Source organism: Okeania sp. KiyG1 (assembly GCF_014132355.1).
In the GTDB taxonomy this organism is placed as follows: Bacteria; Cyanobacteriota; Cyanobacteriia; order Cyanobacteriales; family Microcoleaceae; genus Okeania.
In genome coordinates this window covers 1-19,385 of record NZ_BLZO01000074.1, presented here as the reverse complement: position 1 = coordinate 19,385, position 19,385 = coordinate 1, and the positions used below count along the sequence as shown (strand labels likewise).

At 37.4% G+C, this 19,385-nt stretch carries 9 protein-coding genes; 7 read left to right on the top strand and 2 right to left on the bottom strand.

What is annotated here, in order from left to right:
- The first annotated feature begins 975 nt into the window (after window positions 1-975).
- From SAGCYANO_RS16115 to SAGCYANO_RS16100, 4 genes are all read left to right on the top strand, one after another.
- On the top strand, window positions 976-1,623 hold the full coding sequence (locus SAGCYANO_RS16115; protein ID WP_202221017.1) for a DUF3386 domain-containing protein: 648 nt from the start codon (window positions 976-978) through the stop codon (window positions 1,621-1,623).
- A gap of 107 nt (window positions 1,624-1,730) precedes the next feature.
- The gene (locus SAGCYANO_RS16110; RefSeq protein WP_202221016.1) at window positions 1,731-1,967 is read left to right on the top strand and encodes a NifU family protein; all 237 of its coding nucleotides are present in this window, start codon (window positions 1,731-1,733) and stop codon (window positions 1,965-1,967) included.
- 1,357 nt (window positions 1,968-3,324) lie between these two features.
- A complete protein-coding gene (locus SAGCYANO_RS16105) occupies window positions 3,325-5,457 on the top strand; it encodes a response regulator (RefSeq protein WP_202221015.1) in 2,133 nt (710 codons plus the stop codon).
- 47 nt (window positions 5,458-5,504) lie between these two features.
- The gene (locus SAGCYANO_RS16100) at window positions 5,505-7,712 is read left to right on the top strand and encodes a PAS domain S-box protein (protein WP_202221014.1); all 2,208 of its coding nucleotides are present in this window, start codon (window positions 5,505-5,507) and stop codon (window positions 7,710-7,712) included.
- Between the two features lie 561 nt (window positions 7,713-8,273).
- Here the strand turns inward: SAGCYANO_RS16100 and SAGCYANO_RS16095 are convergent.
- Window positions 8,274-12,329: a HEAT repeat domain-containing protein gene (locus SAGCYANO_RS16095; protein WP_202221013.1), complete on the bottom strand. Its 4,056-nt coding sequence runs from the start codon at window positions 12,327-12,329 to the stop codon at window positions 8,274-8,276.
- A 257-nt stretch (window positions 12,330-12,586) separates the two neighbouring features.
- Between SAGCYANO_RS16095 and SAGCYANO_RS16090 the strand changes: the two genes are divergently transcribed.
- A complete protein-coding gene (locus tag SAGCYANO_RS16090) occupies window positions 12,587-13,756 on the top strand; it encodes a hypothetical protein (RefSeq protein ID WP_202221012.1) in 1,170 nt (389 codons plus the stop codon).
- Between the two features lie 991 nt (window positions 13,757-14,747).
- Here SAGCYANO_RS16090 and SAGCYANO_RS16085 read toward each other — a convergent pair.
- Entirely contained in the window at window positions 14,748-15,713 is a 966-nt protein-coding gene (locus SAGCYANO_RS16085) for a PLP-dependent cysteine synthase family protein (protein WP_202221011.1), read from the bottom strand.
- Between the two features lie 326 nt (window positions 15,714-16,039).
- Between SAGCYANO_RS16085 and nadA the strand changes: the two genes are divergently transcribed.
- Window positions 16,040-17,050 carry a quinolinate synthase NadA gene (gene nadA, locus SAGCYANO_RS16080; RefSeq protein ID WP_202221010.1) on the top strand — a complete coding sequence of 337 codons (1,011 nt, stop codon included), beginning with the start codon at window positions 16,040-16,042 and terminating at the stop codon, window positions 17,048-17,050.
- A gap of 487 nt (window positions 17,051-17,537) precedes the next feature.
- The gene (locus tag SAGCYANO_RS16075) at window positions 17,538-19,214 is read left to right on the top strand and encodes a class I SAM-dependent methyltransferase (protein WP_202221009.1); all 1,677 of its coding nucleotides are present in this window, start codon (window positions 17,538-17,540) and stop codon (window positions 19,212-19,214) included.
- Window positions 19,215-19,385 lie beyond the last annotated feature (171 nt).

Genomic DNA, 19,385 nt, shown 5'->3' with positions numbered 1-19,385 from the left:
ACAGGGGGACGCGGAGACACGGGGATTATGGTTTCTGCTCTGGTGACAAAATCATCCCGCAATTATGCAATGCCAACAATTTTCAGCACCCCCGTTGACGGTGGGATATTATACCCGCAAAAGAAAAGATAATTTTTTTTGAGGAAATAAAAATTAAGTACATCAGAAATTATTCAGTTACTTACAGGACTTACGCAGAGACACTAAATCCAGTGAGGGCGAATGCCATTCGCCCCTACAGATGGTGGTTTAACAGTCAATTTGCGTAAGTCCTGACTTAGTTAGATCGCAAACTTTGATTATACTTGATATTTAATTATGCTGGGCGTTGGTGAATTTAGCTATGATATAGAATCCGGTTATACAGTATATGTTTATAATTCTATCCACACTTTACTTTCTCGCCTTAAATCTCCCCATCCCCCCATCTCCCCATCCCTCCATCCCCCATCCCCCATCTCATATAATAAGTATTCAACCGGATTTGATATTACGGGTTGTTCAGGAGTAAGTAATGAAAGGGGTATTCATAATTAGAGTTGTTGATTACGGTTAGTCCAAATATCTTAATTCTGATGTTGATTCACCAACGCCTTATGCTGAAAACAAGTGGAAAAATCGAGCTATATTAATTGCTGTTTATAGCTAAAGTATTTACAATCAAATTTGTCATCAAGATTGTATTTGATTATACTATAGTAGGTATTGATCTACTTGAGAGCCTATTTTTTATTACTTATTAGACATCTCCAAGAATAAAAATAAAATCAATTATCCCACATATTCTCAATTCTTCCCCTCCTGGGAGGGGAGGGGCGAGGGGTGGGTTCCCTACTCCCTACTCCCTACTCCCTACTCCCTATGCATGGAGGAGATGTCTATTATTCAGATGAGTTGAACGCAGTGCTAATAAATTTTAAAATCACTCTTTTATGGTAAAATAATGCAAAACAATTTTGAGAAAAAGAGATTTCTATGACAGAACAAAATGCTCGTGATTTATTTAAAGCTGCCTACGAATATCGTTATACTTGGGACTCTAATTTTCCTGGTTATAGTGCCGATATTGAACTAAAACAAGGGTCAGAATTGTACAATGGCCAAATTTCGATCAAACCAGACTTCACTGTAGAAGTTACGGGTATCTCAGACGAGGAAGTACAACAAAGCGTTTATACTCAACTGCGGGACGTAGTTACTCACCGCAAACGTTCATCCTTTGAAGCATCCCATGGTAAAAATAGCTTCAGTCTGGGCGATCAGGATGAGACTGGTGCTGTTGAAATTCTGGTCGAAGGTGATGCGATGGGGTCAAATTACAAGGTTAGAAACCGGGAAATTTGTCTAGTTAGTCGGGTAATGGGCCGAATGGCCTTCGTAATTAATACTCACAAAAGCTTGGATACAGGAGAAGGTTTTATTGCCACTGACTATAATGCCATTTTCCGCAACCCTCAAACCAATGAAGTCATAAGAGAACTAGAGTTTGAGGACAGTTATGAAAAAATTGGCAGTTATTACATAATGACTCGTCAGGTAGTCAATTCTACAGAAAAAGGTCAAGTAACAACAACGGAATTTAACTACTCTAATATCAAATTGCTAGAACCAGCAGTTGTGTAGGAATAATCTGAACTTTTGGTCTATTTTTATGTTAATTCAGTTAGGATTAACTTAGGAGAACCATAGTTCTCTTATTTTTATAAATTCAACAAAACAAGGAGAAAAAAATGGCTAAAGAACTAACCGAAGAAAATGTGGAAACTGTATTAGATGAACTGCGCCCCTATCTGATGGCGGATGGCGGTAATGTGGAATTAGTAGAAATTGATGGTCCGGTAGTAAATCTTAAACTACAAGGAGCTTGTAGTTCTTGTCCTAGTTCTACTATGACTCTCAAAATGGGTATTGAGCGCAAACTTAGGGAAGAAATTCCTGAAATTGTTGAAGTTGTTTCTGTGATGTAGTTATTTTTCCCTTCTCACAAGTAATGTGAGAGGGGCGTTTACCCATTAAGAATATTTACTATTGCATCAGAAACTTAATAATTAATCTGGTATAATTTTTCATATTGTTGTGATATTTACGAGTGAAACAGTAAAAAAGTAACTCTAAACTTACTGAAAATTTGAACTGCAAAAACAGATAATTCATTACGACATAATATAATTAGTTACTTCTCATACCAATTCACTGAAAAAATTTCACAAAGACTTTCGCTTCTTATAGATGTAAATGTGAAATAATTGCTTTAAATTACTATAGCGTCAAAGTTTTCAGACTATAAAATTTTAGCATTTTCAGACCGAAAGGAAACCGACAAATTATACCATTTATCAAAAACTTTTCTACATTTTCTCTAGCTTGGGAGTAGCGAGAGAATTTGCATGGAACTTCTGTATGTCGCAGTAAACAGAAGAATAATTAACACGAACTGACTAATAATTATCAAAAAGATTATTCGGCCTGTATTAATTATTTAATAATTGAAGTGTCACCTGAGTATAGCATGAATTGATGGTAATTGGTATTAAACACTCACTTTTTACTATAGTGGACTGTTTCATCTTAAATGTTGCATTAGAAAATGGGGTGATGGGAACCCACCCCTAACCCCGACCGTGGAGGGGAACCCACCCCTAACCCCGACCGTGGAGGGGAACCCACCCCTAACCCCGACCGTGGAGGGGAATTTGGGGGGGATGGGGTGACGAAAAAAGCTAATGGACTATTTTAGGTGAAACAATCCAATAGTATGAAATACAGTTACCGAAAAATTGTGGTTGAAAGCCTCCTTTTTTAAGAGGATAAAAGCGGTCGATCTTCGGAGCTTCCCGTAGGGTGGGATGGCACAATTCGGAGTGGCTCTGATCAGAGCGGGTTTCCTCGCCATATCCAATCGACCAAGAGAAGAAAAATTTTCATCTCTTTGTCAATCCTATCCGTTTTAAAGGAGAGGTAATTCGTAAGCATTCAGCGGTCAGCTATCAGCTATTAGCTATCAGCTATAAGTTGTTAGCTCATTATCGCACCGAAGGAGGAATTAGTCTCCAAGGAGTGAAATATGTTTGCTTCCGCATTCCGCATTCCGCACCAAAAGAAAAAGGTTATCAGATAACCTTAGTAAGTTATTAGATTCAAAAGTTGATAGCTGACTGCTAATAACTGACTGCTTACGGTAATTCTAGATTCTAAATTCGCGCATTCTAAATTCTAAATTCTTGAATTAGAAGCTCATACTAACCACAAAAAAATATCGATAGTTAGTTGTTATAGAGCTGCTAAATATTCAAACTAACTACAATTAACTTAAACAGGCAATCAATGAAAATTCTAGTTGTAGAAGACGATCAATTTATCGCCGAAACTTTAGCTGATGCCTTAACTGAACAACTTTTTGTAGTTGATATAACCACAGATGGTCAAGCAGGTTGGGAGCAAGCTCAAGCCTGTGATTATGATTTAATTTTATTAGATGTAATGCTGCCTAAATTAGATGGTATTACTCTATGTAAAAAGTTACGTTATATAAATAAAAGCATTCCTATTTTACTTTTAACCGCTCGTAATAACAATCAAGATAAAGTAAAAGGTTTAAATGCTGGAGCTGATGATTATGTAGTTAAGCCATTTAATTTAGAAGAGCTTTTAGCTAGAATTAGAGCATTATTACGACGGGGAAATGAGTCTAGTTCTCTCATCAAAAAATGGGGGAATTTATGTTTAAATTCTCAAAATTGTGAAGTTACTTACAATAACAAACAGTTAAATCTTACTCCTAAAGAATATGAAATTCTCAATCTGTTTATGCACAATAACCAAAGAGTTTTTAGTTGTAGTGCAATTTTAGATAAAGTTTGGAGTTTTGAAGACACACCTACAGAAGATACAGTTAGAGCGCATATTAAAGGTTTAAGACATAAATTAAAAGCAGTGGGTGCGCCTAGCGATCTAATCGAAACTGTTTATGGTTTAGGTTATCGGTTAAAACAAGTTGAAGAAGGAAGGAAGAAGGAAGAAGGAAGAAGGAAGAAGGAAGAAGGAAGAAGGAAGAAGGAAGAAGAAAGAAGGAAGAAGGAAGAAGAAAGAAGGCATCCCCCCTTACCCCCCTTTGAAAGGGGGGAGGAAGGAAGTAAAAAGTGGATTGAGACTCAAAATACAACCAATTGTAAACACTGTTTATGTGGCAAGGTATTAAATTCAAAAGAAAAAGATAAAAAGAATTTACCAGTCAAGAATAATCAAATAAAAGATAAAGAAAAGCCTCAAAAATATCAGGAATCTCAACAAAAACTGCAAGAGTCCATAAGTAAAATTTGGGATAGATTTAAAGGAAGTATTAATGAGCGGATTGGTGTATTAGAACAAGCAGTAGTAGCTGGAAAAAATGAAATATTAGAGATTGATTTACAAAAAAAAGCACAACAAGAAGCTCATAAATTAGCAGGTTCTCTAGGTACATTTGGTTTAGTAGATGGCTCAGATTTAGCGAGAGAAATAGAAACTTTATTTGCAGCAGAAAAACCTCTTAATTCTGGCGAAATATTTCATCTATCTAAATTAGTGAACAGTCTATGTAACAAGATAGAACACTATAGTAATATCAACCAAGAAAAAAGTGAAGAGCGACAGATAGAATATCTCGATCGCCAATATTCTCTTCCTATTATTCCAGAATGCAAATTATTATTAATACTAGACAAAGATAGTTTATTCGCAAAACAATTAGTTGAGGAAACTGTAACCAAAAAAATACAATGTAAGTTGGCTTCAAGTTTTTCAATAAACACAGATATAGATGCTTATATTAATCAGAATTTAAACTATAGTTTACAAGATTTATCATTTTGTCCTAATGTAGTTTTACTTGACCTTGAAGTTGCTGCTAATTCAGAGAAAATATTAGCAAAAATTTCTAGTCAGATACCTTCTTTACCTGTAGTTGTACTTAATAACAAAGGTGAATTGAGCGACCGCGTAAAAATTGCTAAACTAGGAGCATCAGCATATCTAAAAAAACCATTACCCGCAGCTCAAGTAATAGACATAGTATTAGATATCTGGCGAAAAAATCAAACTTTAGAAACTGTGATGATTGTAGATGACGACCTACAAATTTTAGAGACTATTGAACAGATACTAACGCAATGGGGAATGAAAGTTGTCACCCTGAGTGATGAGCGATATTTCTGGGAAACCTTGGAAAATACAGTACCAGATTTATTAATTTTAGATATAGAAATGCCACATTTTAATGGAATTGATTTGTGTCAAGTTATTCGTAACGATCCACATTGGAATTGGCTTCCTGTGATATTTTTGACAGCTCATTACAACCCTATTATTTGTCATCAAGTTTTTACTGCTGGTGCGGATGATTATATCTGTAAATCATTTCAATATTCTGATTTAATTACTCGTGTTATTAATCGGATTAAACGTAGTATAAGTGTTTAATTATGCAACTAAGAGACTGTGAAAACTTTTAAATAGGATGAAAAAAAATGCCAAGTGTAACTGAAAATCAAACCAATTTAATAGAATCTTTAAAAAATGCTAATGCTCAATTAAAAGCAGAAATTAGGGAGCGTCAAAGAGCAGAAAAAGCACTACAAGAGCTAGTAGAAAAATATCAAAAAACATCTTTACAACTCCGAACTTTAATTAACGCTATGCCAGATATTGTCTGCTTTAAAGATGGTACGGGCCAATGGCTAGAAGCTAATCAATCAATGCTGGAATTATTTGAAATAGAAAAAGTAGATTATCGTGGTAAATCAGATATTGAATTGGGAGAAATTAGTAGTTTTTATCGAGAAGCTTTTTTATTTTGTCATCATAGCGATCGAGAAGCATGGAAGAAAAGAACTTTGTCTAGGGGTGAAGAAATAATTCCTCAACGAGATGGCAGTGTCAAAATTTATGACGTAATTAAAGTACCGTTATTTTATGAAGATGGAAAACGTAATGGAATAGTTGTTTTAGGGCGTGATATTACAGAGAAAAAACAAACAGAAAAAGTGATGATTAGATTAGCTTCTATAGTAGAATCCTCTAACGATGCAGTTATTGGTAATACTTTAGAAGGAATTATTTATAGTTGGAATTCAGGAGCAGAAGCAATTTATGGTTATTCTATTTCTGAGGTAAAAGGCCGTTTTATTTCTATGTTAGCTGTGCCAGAAAGACCAAATGAAATACCCCAAATTTTAGCAAATATTGCGGCGGGAGCTAGTATAAATAATTATGAAACTGTACATATCAGAAAAGATGGTAAACATATAGATGTAGCTTTAACAATATCTCCAATAAAAGATACTGAAGGTAATATTATAGGAGTCTCAACTATTGCTCGGGATATAAGCGATCGTAAGCAGATCGAAAAATCTTTTGAACAGCTTCGTTACCAACATAAATTAATCTTAGATTCAGCGGGAGAAGGAATTTGTGGAATAGATATATTGGGAAAAATTTCTTTTGCTAATCCAGCCGCAGCAAGAATGACTGGTTATACAATTAAAGAACTGGTAAATAGTGACTGGAGTTTGATAACTTCTGGGGTTGAAGAAGGAAGAAGTAACAAGGAAGAAGTAACAAGGAAGAAGGAAGAAGGAAGAAGTAACAAGGAAGAAGGAAGAAGGAAAAAGTTGATGGGGACTCAAACTCCAACCAATTGTCAACACCCTGTAGATGGCGGGGTATTAAACCCCAAAGAAAAAGATAAAGTTAACAACAAAAATGATAAATTTTCAGTACAAAAAAATAATTCAGATAATCAAGTTACAACAACTTTAAAAAAAGGAATAGTTTGTCAAGTTACTGATGAATTTTTTCAGCGACAAGACGGTTCACATTTTCCCGTAGAATATCTAAGCACACCTATTTTAGAACAGGGAAAAATTATTGGTGCAGTTGTGACATTTAAAGATATCACAGAACGTCAAGCAGTCGAACAGATGAAAAACGAATTTATTTCCGTGGTGAGTCATGAGTTACGCACTCCTCTTGCTTCTATTCACGGAGCTTTAGCTTTGTTGAAAAGTGGATTACTTAATCAAGCGCCAGAAAGAGGCAACAGGATGCTCAATATTGCCGTTGCTAACACAGACCGTTTAGTACGGTTAATCAACGATATTCTAGATTTAGAGCGTCTTCACTCCCAGCAAGTAACAATAGTTAAACAAACTTGTAACATTGCTGAATTGATGCTCCAGACAGTAAATGAAATGCAACCTATTGCAGAGGACGCAGGAGTTAATTTGTCAGTAAGAACAGTGGATGCTAAATTGTGGGGGTGCGCCGACAAATTAATTCAAACCTTAACTAACTTACTTAGTAATGCCATCAAATATTCCCCAAAAGGAAAAACTGTCTGGTTAACTGCCAGCAAACAAGTTATATCCGATAACTTCACTTCAACAGTTGAAAACAAATGCGCAAAAGCACCTGCCTGTAATATTGATCATAGTTATCAAGTTTTGATTGCAGTTAAAGACCAAGGGCGAGGTATTCCTGCTGATAAAATAGAAAGTATTTTTGGTCGCTTTCAACAAGTCGATGCTTCTGACTCTCGCCAGAAGGGAGGCACAGGTTTAGGTTTAGCCATTTGTCGCAGTATTGTTCAACAACATCAAGGCAAAATTTGGGCAGAAAGCACTTTAGGAGAAGGTAGCACTTTTTTTGTAGCCTTACCAATTTTAGATGAGGAGTAGGGGACCCACCCCTAACCCCTCCCAGGAGGGAAAAGGGGAGCGGGGAGCGGGGGAGTGGGGGAGATTAAATATTGAAGTATAGCAACCGCCAAGGCGGTTAGGACAATTAGTGCGAGCATCTTGCTCGCGTCATAAATCATCATAATTACCCGATGTCCTAACTATAGTGGCGACTGCTATAATTATAGAATTATCAACTTTGCTACAAATAGCAAAGAAATAATATTTCCTTATATTCAATTCTGTAGCGGTTAAGTAGGTAGGTGAGAAAATTTACAACTACGTCATTGCGACTGGAACGGAGTGGAAGGAAGCAATCTCAAGGGTTTCGACAGCATCAACATTTCGTTACATAGTGACGTTTATTTGCACCTACCTACTTAAAACCCGAGGTAATTATCAATTATCCATTATCAATTAATGAACTATCCCACACTTTGTTGATGCACTACCCTGAAATTTGGCTTACTTTAATTATTAATGTTCTTTTACCTATACATATATGTCAAAAGTTTTTTAGCTGACAGAATTCGTATATCCGTGCCATAACCCGTGTGGCCGCTACAGTTTCTTTTTTGCCCACTCCCGCAGTTTTTCGTCTGAGTCGTTTGCTGCTCTGTCTTGTAATAGTGGCAGGGTTTGCGGATGGTTTGGATAATATTTGACTATTGCTTCTAGTGCTGTTTGTCGAGGGTTGGTTTGAAAGCTATATTCACGTTCAAAGGGGTCATTGAGGGCGCTATTTTGAAATAATTCAAAGATTTGAAACCTTTCCAACTCATGTTTCCAACCAGTAGTTATTTGTTTCAATGCTTCCCGTCGTACCTCCCAACTTTCATCAGACTCTAGTCGTTGTTTGAGCAACTCAAAAATTTCAGGGCGATCTTTCCAAACAGTAGCTATTTGTCGCACTGCTTCAAGTCGCACATCCGAATCATCATCAGAAACAACCCATTGTTTGAGCAACTCAAAAATTTCAGGGCGATCTTTCCAACCAGTAGCTATTTGTCGCACCGCTTCAACTCGCACATCCGAATTATCATCAGAAACAACCCATTGTTTGAGTAAATCTAAAATACCAGGTTTATCTTTCCAACCAGTAGCTATTTGTCGCACCGCTTCAACTCGCACATCCGAATTATCATCAGAAACAACCCTTTGTTTGAGTAAATCCAAAATACCAGGTTCGTTTTTCCAACCAGTAGCTATTTGTCGCACCGCTTCACGTCGCACATCCGAATCATCATCAGAAACAACCCTTTGTTTGAGTAAATCCAAAATACCAGGTTCGTTTTTCCAACCAGTAGCTATTTGTCGCACCGCTTCAAGTCGCACAATAAAATGATCATCAGAAACAACCCTTTGTTTGAGTAAATCTAAAATACCAGGTTCGTGTTTCCAACCTGTAGCTATTTGTCGCACCGCTTCCTGTCGCACATCCCAATTCTTATTAGAAACAACCCATTGTTTGAGTAAATCTAAAATACCGGGTTCGTGTTTCCAACCAGTAGCTATTTGTCGCACCGCTTCCTGTCGCACATCCCAATTCTTATTAGAAACAACCCATTGTTTGAGTAAATCTAAAATACCAGGTTCGTGTTTCCAACCAGTAGCTATTTGTCGCACCGCTTCCTGTCGCACAATCAAACTTTCATCAGACACAACCCATTGTTTGAGTAAATCTAAAATACCGGGTTCGTGTTTCCAACCAGTAGCTATTTGTCGCACCGCTTCAAGTCGCACATCCGAATGATCATCAGAAACAACCCTTTGTTTGAGTAAATCCAAAATACCAGGTTCGTGTTTCCAACCAGTAGCTATTTGTCGCACCGCTTCAAGTCGCACAATAAAATGATCATCAGAAACAACCCTTTGTTTGAGTAAATCCAAAATACCAGGTTCGTGTTTCCAACCAGTAGCTATTTGTCGCACCGCTTCAAGTTGCACAATCAAACTTTCATCAGACACAACCCTTTGTTTGAGTAAATCTAAAATACCGGGTTCGTTTTTCCAACCAGTAGCTATTTGTCGCACCGCTTCAAGTCGCACAATAAAATGATCATCAGAAACAACCCATTGTTTGAGTAAATCTAAAATACCAGGTTCGTTTTTCCAACCAGTAGCTATTTGTCGCACCGCTTCCTGTCGCACATCCGAATCATCATCAGAAACAACCCATTGTTTGAGTAAATCTAAAATACCAGGTTCGTTTTTCCAACCAGTAGCTATTTGTCGCACCGCTTCCTGTCGCACATCCGAATCATCATCAGAAACAACCCTTTGTTTGAGCCAAGTATAAGTTTCTGGATCATCCCTCCAAGTTGTAGCCACTACTTCCACAGCTTGAGTACGAATTTCATAAACTAAGGCTACATTTTTCTCATAAATTTCTTGAGAGTAAGGATCATCAAAAGACATTCCGTCGTAAGGTTTATAAAAATAACCAAGGTCATACCCAGTCAAACCTTTTAACCTATTTAATAACTGATTCCCCACATCATCAATACTCTGACGACTCCTAACTTCAAACAAACACTTACCAGCCAAAAATAAATTATGAAACTTTTCCTCTTCCCCCTCTTGCTCCATCAAATAACTAATAATTTCTCCCACAAACGTAGTATCAATCATCCCCACAATTAACCGCAAAACTTCATGCCATTTCTCATCCTGCCAATGCTTACCAAAAACATCATTGATCAACCCATCTATTTCCAGACTTTGTGTTTCCTTAAACTGCCAAACAAAACTCCAAGCACAGAAAAATTCCAAAAAAGTTCGATGCACAAAAGCATAATATTCAGCGCCAACAAAACACAAAATAAAATTCCGAGTCCGCAACTGTTCAATCAACGCCTTAGCCATCGGTCTCGCATCATTAATATCTATACTTTTAAGATATTCCGAAATAATCTCCCTTAAATCCTTTTCAGCAATCAAATTACCAGCCAAACCAGCCTCATTTTCCTGCATAAAAAAAGCTACCCGACGCAAAATTGCCTGTTTATCTTTATAGTCAATAGTTATCGGGTCAATTTTCGCATCAACTAACGCTCGTTCCATATCCCATTGCTGTAATAAAACCCGCGAAGCTTGATTATAAAGTTCGGCTCTATCTCTCGGCAATTCTTGATGACGATTCAAGATAGCCATCATAGTTAATAAAAGGGGATTTCCTGCCAATTCTTCAATAGCTCTAGAATCTTTAATTGCCTGTTTTAATCGTTCTCTTTTTCTCACCTTTTCCGCCTCATCCTGATAAGTCAATTTGTGCCAACGTTGAATAAAATCTTCAACTTGTTCCTCTTCCAAATCTTGCAACATAAAATGATAAAACTCAGCATCCCGAAGTTTTTGAGTCTTATAACCAATTACCCGTGAAGTAACAATAACCCGGACATTTTTATAGTCATTAGTAAAGCGATGAATATCAGTAATTACCTCCTCTCGTTTAGCCGGATCGAAAACTTCATCTAACCCATCAAACATCACAATAGCATCACCCATTTCTAATTTTTCATGGAGTTCAGGTTTAGGTAAACGACAAACAACTCCACGACCTTTTGCCAGAAAATCTAGAAAATCATTGCACTTATTGGCATCATAGTTACGCACATAAGTCCGGAGTTCAATTAACAAAGGAATTGGGTATAAAGGCAAATATTTCGGCAGTAACTCTGCCCATTGTAAAGCGATATATTGTAATAAAGTAGACTTGCCAGAACCAGGGTCTCCCAGAATAACTAAATATTTATAATTTTTATCTTCTACTAAGTCTAAAACCGAGCGGATTTGCTGTTCAAAATATCTGCGCCGGAGACCTTCCAATTGTTCTGAAGAAAAATCTTCCTCAAGCTCTCCAGTCTCCTTTAACCGCTGCCGATATTCTTTAGGAATTTCATGTACTTGAGGCAAAAATTCTTGAGATTCCCGGACATTTTGAGGAATAAATATTTTCCATAATTTCAATTGATCGTAACCATAACCACTGGTATCTAAACTTTCTAATTTGACATTGCCATATTGTTCTCGGATTCCCTCTTGATGTTTTTTGAGGTTAAAATCTAGTTTAATATCAGAGTTTTTATTTGCCAGTTTATCAATATTTTGTGAATCTAATATTTTCCGTAATTCATCAGAATCCATCCTAATAAGTTGAACTTTTTTGAGATAATTTTTAGCTATTTCTTCCCAGTCAAAATTTTCTGGTAAATCTGGTAAAGAAGGATTAATTTTGTTCCATATTTTCACCAACCGAGGAGTATCTAAAACCTTAATATCTTTATTAAATGGACTACCAAGAATTTCTAAAATTGACTCATTTTCTAGAAATAATTTTAAATGCCGATCATATTTATTAATTTGATTTTTATCTAATTCAGCCAACTTTAATTCTTGCTGTACTAATTCAGAAAATTCTTGAAGAGCTGATTTCATAGCTTTTTTTAAAGACCTTTTGTGGCGATCGCTTATCTCACCTGTAAAATCAATAAGACATTGCTTAAAAAAATCTTTAACATAGTCTTCAAGGGTTTCTTTAAGCAATATTGCAAAAACTTCTCTAGCGAGAAACCATAGTAATGATAAAATTGTAGTAGTAGCAAACCACTCAAGCATAATTATTTCACCTTTGATTTTATAGCGAGTTTTATCTTACAGGCGATCGCTCTTTTTCACCTCACAACCTCCACCAAAGACTCATCTACTTCCCAACTTACAAACTCTTCAAGTTGGGTAGACCACAGTAGGGAGGTTCCCATGGTTAGTCCCTACAAGGTTTTGTTTGTGAAGATGTGGTTCATCAATTTGAAAAGCGCTGTAAACTTAAATATAAGCTGATTATATCATAATAAATATCTAAATTATGTAGAATTATGTCTAATTTTTTAACTTCTGTAGTTAACTCTAATGGTGCAAAAATCATTCTCGGTACACCATCCTCTAATTCCCTAGTCGTACCACTAACACCCAGTGCAACCACAATGTTCGGACCCCGTGGAGCTTGCTTAATCTCAGAAACTGGACCTCTGTGGGTTGCTGATACCGGACATCATCGATTATTGGGATGGCGAAAATGTCCCGAAGTTGACACGCAACCTGCTGACTGGGTTATCGGACAATCTGATTTCTCTCAAGAAGGGCAAAATGCTAATGGTTCAACCACCGCAGCAACAGTAAGCGTCCCCACTGGTATCTGTGCTTGTGGAGAAGGGTTAGCAGTAGCTGATGCTTGGAATCATCGGGTATTAATTTGGAAGCAGTTACCCGAAGATAATAATGTTCCTGCCGATATTGTTTTAGGTCAGGCAGATTTTTCTCAAAATGAATCTAACCGGGGTCAACCAGAAACTGCTGCGGACCGAATGCACTGGCCTTATGGTGTCGCCTACCATCAAGGAAAACTCTGGGTAGCAGATACGGGCAACCGTCGGGTTTTGATGTGGCAGCAGTTGCCAGAGGTTAACGGACAACCTGCCGATCTAGTTTTAGGGCAGTCAAATATGAATTGTCGGGATGAAAATGGAGGGAGTGAAGCAACGGCGGCGAGTATGCGTTGGCCTCATGCAATTACTTTTTGGGGTAATAATGTTCCGCAACAGTATGGCGATCGCTTAGTTGTGACTGATGCTGGAAATAATCGGGTAATGATTTGGGATACTATCCCTACTGAAAATAATCAACCTTGTTCTGTAGTTTTGGGTCAATCTGAATTTAATACAGTACAGTTAAATCAGGGAGTTTATTTTCCTTCTGCTGCTAGTTTGAGTATGCCTTATGGTGTAGCTGCGGTTGCTAATTGGTTGATTGTTGCTGATACTGCTAACTCTCGGTTATTGGGTTGGCGGGATACTGTGGATATTGGCACTCCGGCAGTTGCATTAATTGGTCAGTCAGATTTTCAGAGTAAGGGTGAAAATGCTTTGAGTTTGCACCCGACTCGCCAAAGTTTGTGTTGGCCTTATGGGATTTCGATTTGTGGTAATACTGTTGTTATTGCTGATTCTGGTAATAATCGAGTATTGTTGTGGTCTATGAATTTTTAAGGCGAGTCATATCAAATCCGGTTAAACAGTTATAGAATGCTTAACTCAGGAGTCAGGAGTCAGGAGTCAGGAGGAGAGACAATTAGGGTTTGCTGAAAAAGTCTTTTTTAAGGAGTAGGGGACCCACCCCTCGCCCCTCCCCTCCTGGGAGGGGAAAAGGGGAGTAGGGGAGAATTTTTTTGCCCAACTATGCGCTAAAAGTGCTAACTTTTTGAGCATGAAGAGCTGAAAACCATGTACTTTTTCAATACCTAATACCAAATTGATAAATGTTTGCTACAAATAGTTAGGGTATTTATTCTAATGCGCAAATTTATAATTTAGAATGCAGAATGGATAGATTTAATGCTATTTTTGATGTTGCAAGTTACCTTTTTCGTGAAATAGACTTTATATGAAAGTCTTTTTATGGTGCTTATTATTCGTAACATTCTTTTTTCAAATTTGTATAAAAAGGCTAAAACCTTTATCTGGTAATTATTTTAGATTTAATCAGCAAACCCCAACTACAAAGATGAGCGTAGTTATAAGGATTGGAGATTTTTTTTATTCCAATAAAGCGGATTTGATATCAACTGGAGTTTATGTCTGTACTTTAGGGAATGCTGACTCCTGTGAGGGAACGCGCACCAAGCGGGTTAAAATTTGCTCCCATCTTCCCATCCCCCCATCTCCCTATCTCCCCATCTCCCTATCTCCCCATCCCCCATCTCCCCATCTCCCCACCCATCCCATTCTCCTGACTCCTGACTCCTTCTTCAAAGATACTTTCGGAGAAACTCTTGATTTTGACATCCTCCCCGGCCTAAAGGCACGGGGATTCCTACTGAGCCGTAGCTCTTCGGCGGGTTGACGCTTCACAGGGTGCTGCTTCCTTGGCGGTAGTCTGACGCTTCCCTCCACGTCCGTTTAGAGTTTCCGAGTGCCCCCCGGCAACTAATAATAGTGTAGCATATATTCAATTCACTTGCAAATAAAATAAAAAGTCGCCCTACAAGGGCGAGGCTTTAAACCCAATTTTTCGGTAAATTTTGGATATATACTTAATACCACTATCACACAGTACTGTAACTACAACACCTTTTTTATCTAAACGATTAGCAATAAATTTAGCAGCAAAAACGTTGAGACCACTACTACCACCGACAAGCAAACCCTCATAATTAACCAATTGATGGCAAGTAGAAATCGCTTCTTCATCTGAAATCTTGATAACCTCATCAATGACAGAAAAATCTAAGCATTTTGTCGGTTTAGATTTTCCAGCTCCCTCAATAATTGAAGATTCCTCAGAAACTAAGTTAAAACTCAAATCATTTTTAACATTGCTGTAATAGTAATTATAAATATTTGAACATACAGGGTCTGCCAATATAACTTTAATTTTTGGGTTGCACTCCTTTAAAAAGCGTCCTGTACCTGATATACAACCAAAGGTAGAACCAGTCATCACAAAGTGGGTAATCTCTCCATTTGTGTCTTTCCATATTTCTGGTCCTAAAGTTTTATAATATGCCTCTGGATTATAGATATTGTTATATTGATCTACATCAAAGTACCCATTTTTTTTTGCATAATCTGTTCCATAACTCATATAGCTATCATGATCGACTACAATCACTTCTGCATTGAGAGCTTTTATATGGTTTTGCTTTTCAATGCTGCATTTTTCTGATGTAACAATAACAACCTGATAGCCTCTAATCTTACCTAAGATGGCAAAGCTGCAACCTGTATTACCACTAGAAGAACAAACAATAACATCTCCTCTCTTTAATTGGCCTTGTGCTTCTGCAATATCCAGAATATAGTTGGCCATTCTATCCTTCAAGCTTAAGCCAGGATTCATAAACTCGCATTTAGCATAGAGGTATGCTGAGTTTTCGCCGACCATTTTAGTCAAGTCAATTAAAGGGGTATTTCCAATAAGTTCAATAAATCTTGGAACTTTCACCACTACCTAACACCAAAAAAAATTAACACTTCATTTCTTGAGATTGAAGACTAAATATATTTAAACCCAAATCTAGAAATTTAGCACTTTTCTATAATTCTTCAGAGATTTTTTGTAAAAATTTGTAAAAAAGTTAAATAAAAGTAGTGTAAATTCCTAATAAACCTATTCATTATAGTAAAATTAATAAAAATTACTTGTCCTTGTGGCCAGAGTCAAATTCTGATTTATGCTATAGTGATTTGTGTTTTGTGTGCGATGGCCTTGCGCTCAAAAACCGGAAACCTCCTAATATTTATTTGACAAACAGTTTCTAAAGATACTTAACTATGTTTATAACGGAATCAAAAAAAACAAATACAGACTTTAACTCTATTCCAGATGACTTATTCGGAGCTATTGAAGCTCTTAAGCAAGAGCTAAATGCAGTTATTTTAGTTCACTACTATCAAGAGCCAGATATTCAGGATATTGCTGACTATTTGGGTGACTCTTTAACTTTATCTCGGCAAGCTGCTACTACAGATGCTGATGTAATTGTTTTTGCTGGAGTCCATTTCATGGCAGAAACTGCCAAAATTCTTAACCCTAATAAGTTAGTATTATTACCCGATTTAGATGCGGGTTGTTCTATGGCTGATGGTTGTCCTCCCGAAGAATTTGCGGCTTTCAAAGCTGCCCATCCAGACCATTTAGTGGTGTGTTATGTTAACTGCTCTGCTGCAGTTAAAGCCATGAGCGATATTATTTGTACCAGCTCTAATGCGGTAGAGATTGTTAATCAAATCCCCAAAGATCAGCCAATTATTTTTGCTCCTGATAAAAATCTTGGTCGCTATGTGAGTGAACAAACTGGTAGAGATTTAGTACTTTGGGATGGGAGTTGTATGATTCATGAAATCTTTTCCGAAAAGAAGATTGTACAACTGAAAATAGAACATCCTCAAGCAGAATTTATTGCTCATCCCGAATGTGAAGAACAAGTGTTGCGCCATGCTGATTTCATCGGTTCAACCAGAGCTTTGTTTGAGTATAGTGAGCGAAGTGCTGCGGAGAAATTTATCGTGGGGACTGAACCTGGTATTCTGTATCAAATGGAAAAGCATATGCCAAACAAGCAATTTATTGCTGCACCAGCAACGACCTGTGCATGTAACGAATGTCCCCACATGCGCTTGAATACTTTGGAAAAGTTATATTTAGCAATGAAAAATCGGGGGCCTGAAATCACTATACCAGAAGACATTCGGACTGCTGCACTCAAGCCCATGCAACGGATGTTGGAGCTATCAGCGAAAATTTCCGCTGTTAAACAGAAACAGATGTTGTCTAATGTCTAAATCTTAGAGGATGTGGGAAAAAGTCTGTGAGAGGTTGATTTTAAGACATCCTCCGCTCTAACCATGACTCAAATTAGATGTCTGATGTTACGCATGAGGTACTAAAAACTAGGATTTGAGATTGCTTCCCTTTGAATCGTTGACTCCTATTGACCACTATAATTTTCTTCTTAAGCATGAAAACTATGTAGGTAAGCGAGTCAAACTTGGTTTATTCAGGAGTGCAACTACTAAAGTGATTAATGCTGACATTAACGGTAGTCTTCAAATATAAGATAAGAAATTCCCAGGGGCATTTACTGTCGTTTGCGTAGCATTCCGTAGGTGGGAATAGTGAGCTGTGCCGAGAGCGCCAGTATTGGTTAATCCAATATCAAGATAAAAGCTGTTTCATTTTTCTACAGTTTTTTTCATACGGTTTCAAGCTTCTGACTTTCCTAGGTCATGCTGCGCAAACAGACAGAGGTACTGATAACTGATAACTGAAATGACATTACCACAATCGGAGAATCAATTTTCCTCAAAAGACGCAGCTTTACTTTACGATTGGCGCATTTACAGTATTCGTCAAGCCCTCAAGCAAAAAGGAAAAGCTACCGGAGCATTAGAAATTCAAGACTTGCTAGATTTGGGTCATTTGGATCAATATCACTACTTTGGTAGTCAAGCTTGCGATCGCGCCATTGATTATTTATCGCTCAATTCCAACTCTCGCGTTTTGGATATAGGAAGTGGTGTGGGTGGACCAGCTCGATATATCAGCTATAAAACGGGATGTCAGCTCCAATGTGTGGAATTAAGACAGGATTTTAGTGAAATTGCCCAAGAACTCACACAAAGGATGGGACTCGATCGGCGCATCCAATACCTGACTGGCAATGTTCTCAGTTCCCAAATCATTGATTCCCTATTACCAAATTCATTTGATAATATCATTTCCTTTCTCTCCTTATTACACATTGAAGAGCGTGACAAAGTCCTGGAAATTTGTTTTCGCGCTTTGAAAGAAAATGGCTACATTTATGTTGAAGATTACGTTGCCAATTGCACCCTGACACCAGAGGTAAAAACCACTCTAAAAGAAGTGTTTAAATCTTCTTATGTGCCAACCCGTGAAACCTACCGACATCACTTTGAACGTGCAGGATTTACTGACATTTGTTTTATTGATTTAACAACCGGATGGAAACGTTGTAAAGCAGAACGCTATCAGAAATTTATTGACTCCAAAGAAGAATCAATCAAACTCTTCGGTGAAGACATTTTTGAACATCGCAGTCGATTATATAGAGTTGGTAGGGATATGTTTCAAGGAGGTAGCATTGGTGGAGCATTGATTGTAGCAAAAAAACCTAGTGCTGCACAGATACATCTAGTACCTGAAACCAATTTTTCTGTTTTCACTTCTGTTTACAATGAGCAATACCATTTCTTTCTCGAAGATGGTTCTCTCCTTGCTCTTAGACATTTCAAAACCAAAACCCTTGAGCATTACTCAGCTTGGTGGAGTGACACTAAGGGTAATTCCCGGGAACTGATTAATACCTTGGAACAAAAAAGCTCAAATCCCCATATTTCTATCGAAAAAAATAATCAAACCGGAACAATTTGTTTGCCAGAAGCTAATCTAGAAGTGCAATTTGAAGTTACAGCTCAATTCACTTGGGGGGTTCCTGGTGAAGAAAATCAGCGTTCTGTGATCCATCAACCACAACTTCAATGCACAGTCCATACAGAAAATGGTACTCAAAAAGCAGAAGGGTATTGCAAAATTTATGAGGGTAATTATCCGAGGTTCTGGGGTTACCATTTTGTTTATGCGTTTTTCCCAGATTACGGAATTATCTGGAGTGCGGATGGCACATTTGGTCAAGAAAGAAACAATCATTTCAACTTCTTAAATGCTGACCAAAAAGAAAAATGGTTGCGTGGAGAAAAGTCTTATCATGGCAAAACAAGTGTTCATGCGTGCATTCAAAACAAAATGTATGACCTGAACTTTGATATAGATTTTGCAACTTGGTCTACTATTTTGCGAAATCGAACATCAGCCATGGAAAGTAAACTCAGTTTGGAATATAGGGAGGCGATTTTAACAATAGATGATCAAGAGGTGAGCAAAGGAGTTTGCTTAAAAGAATCTTGTTTTGGTACAATTGCTTGAAGAAGGAAGAAGTTCATTAATTGATAATGGATAATGGATAATTGATAATTATCTCGGGTTTTAACCGTTACGGAATTGAATATAAGGAAATATTATTTCTTCTCTTGGTGGATTGGATACGCTTAGGAAACCCATCCATCTCTTGATCGCCTTTTTCCCTTAAAAGGGTCG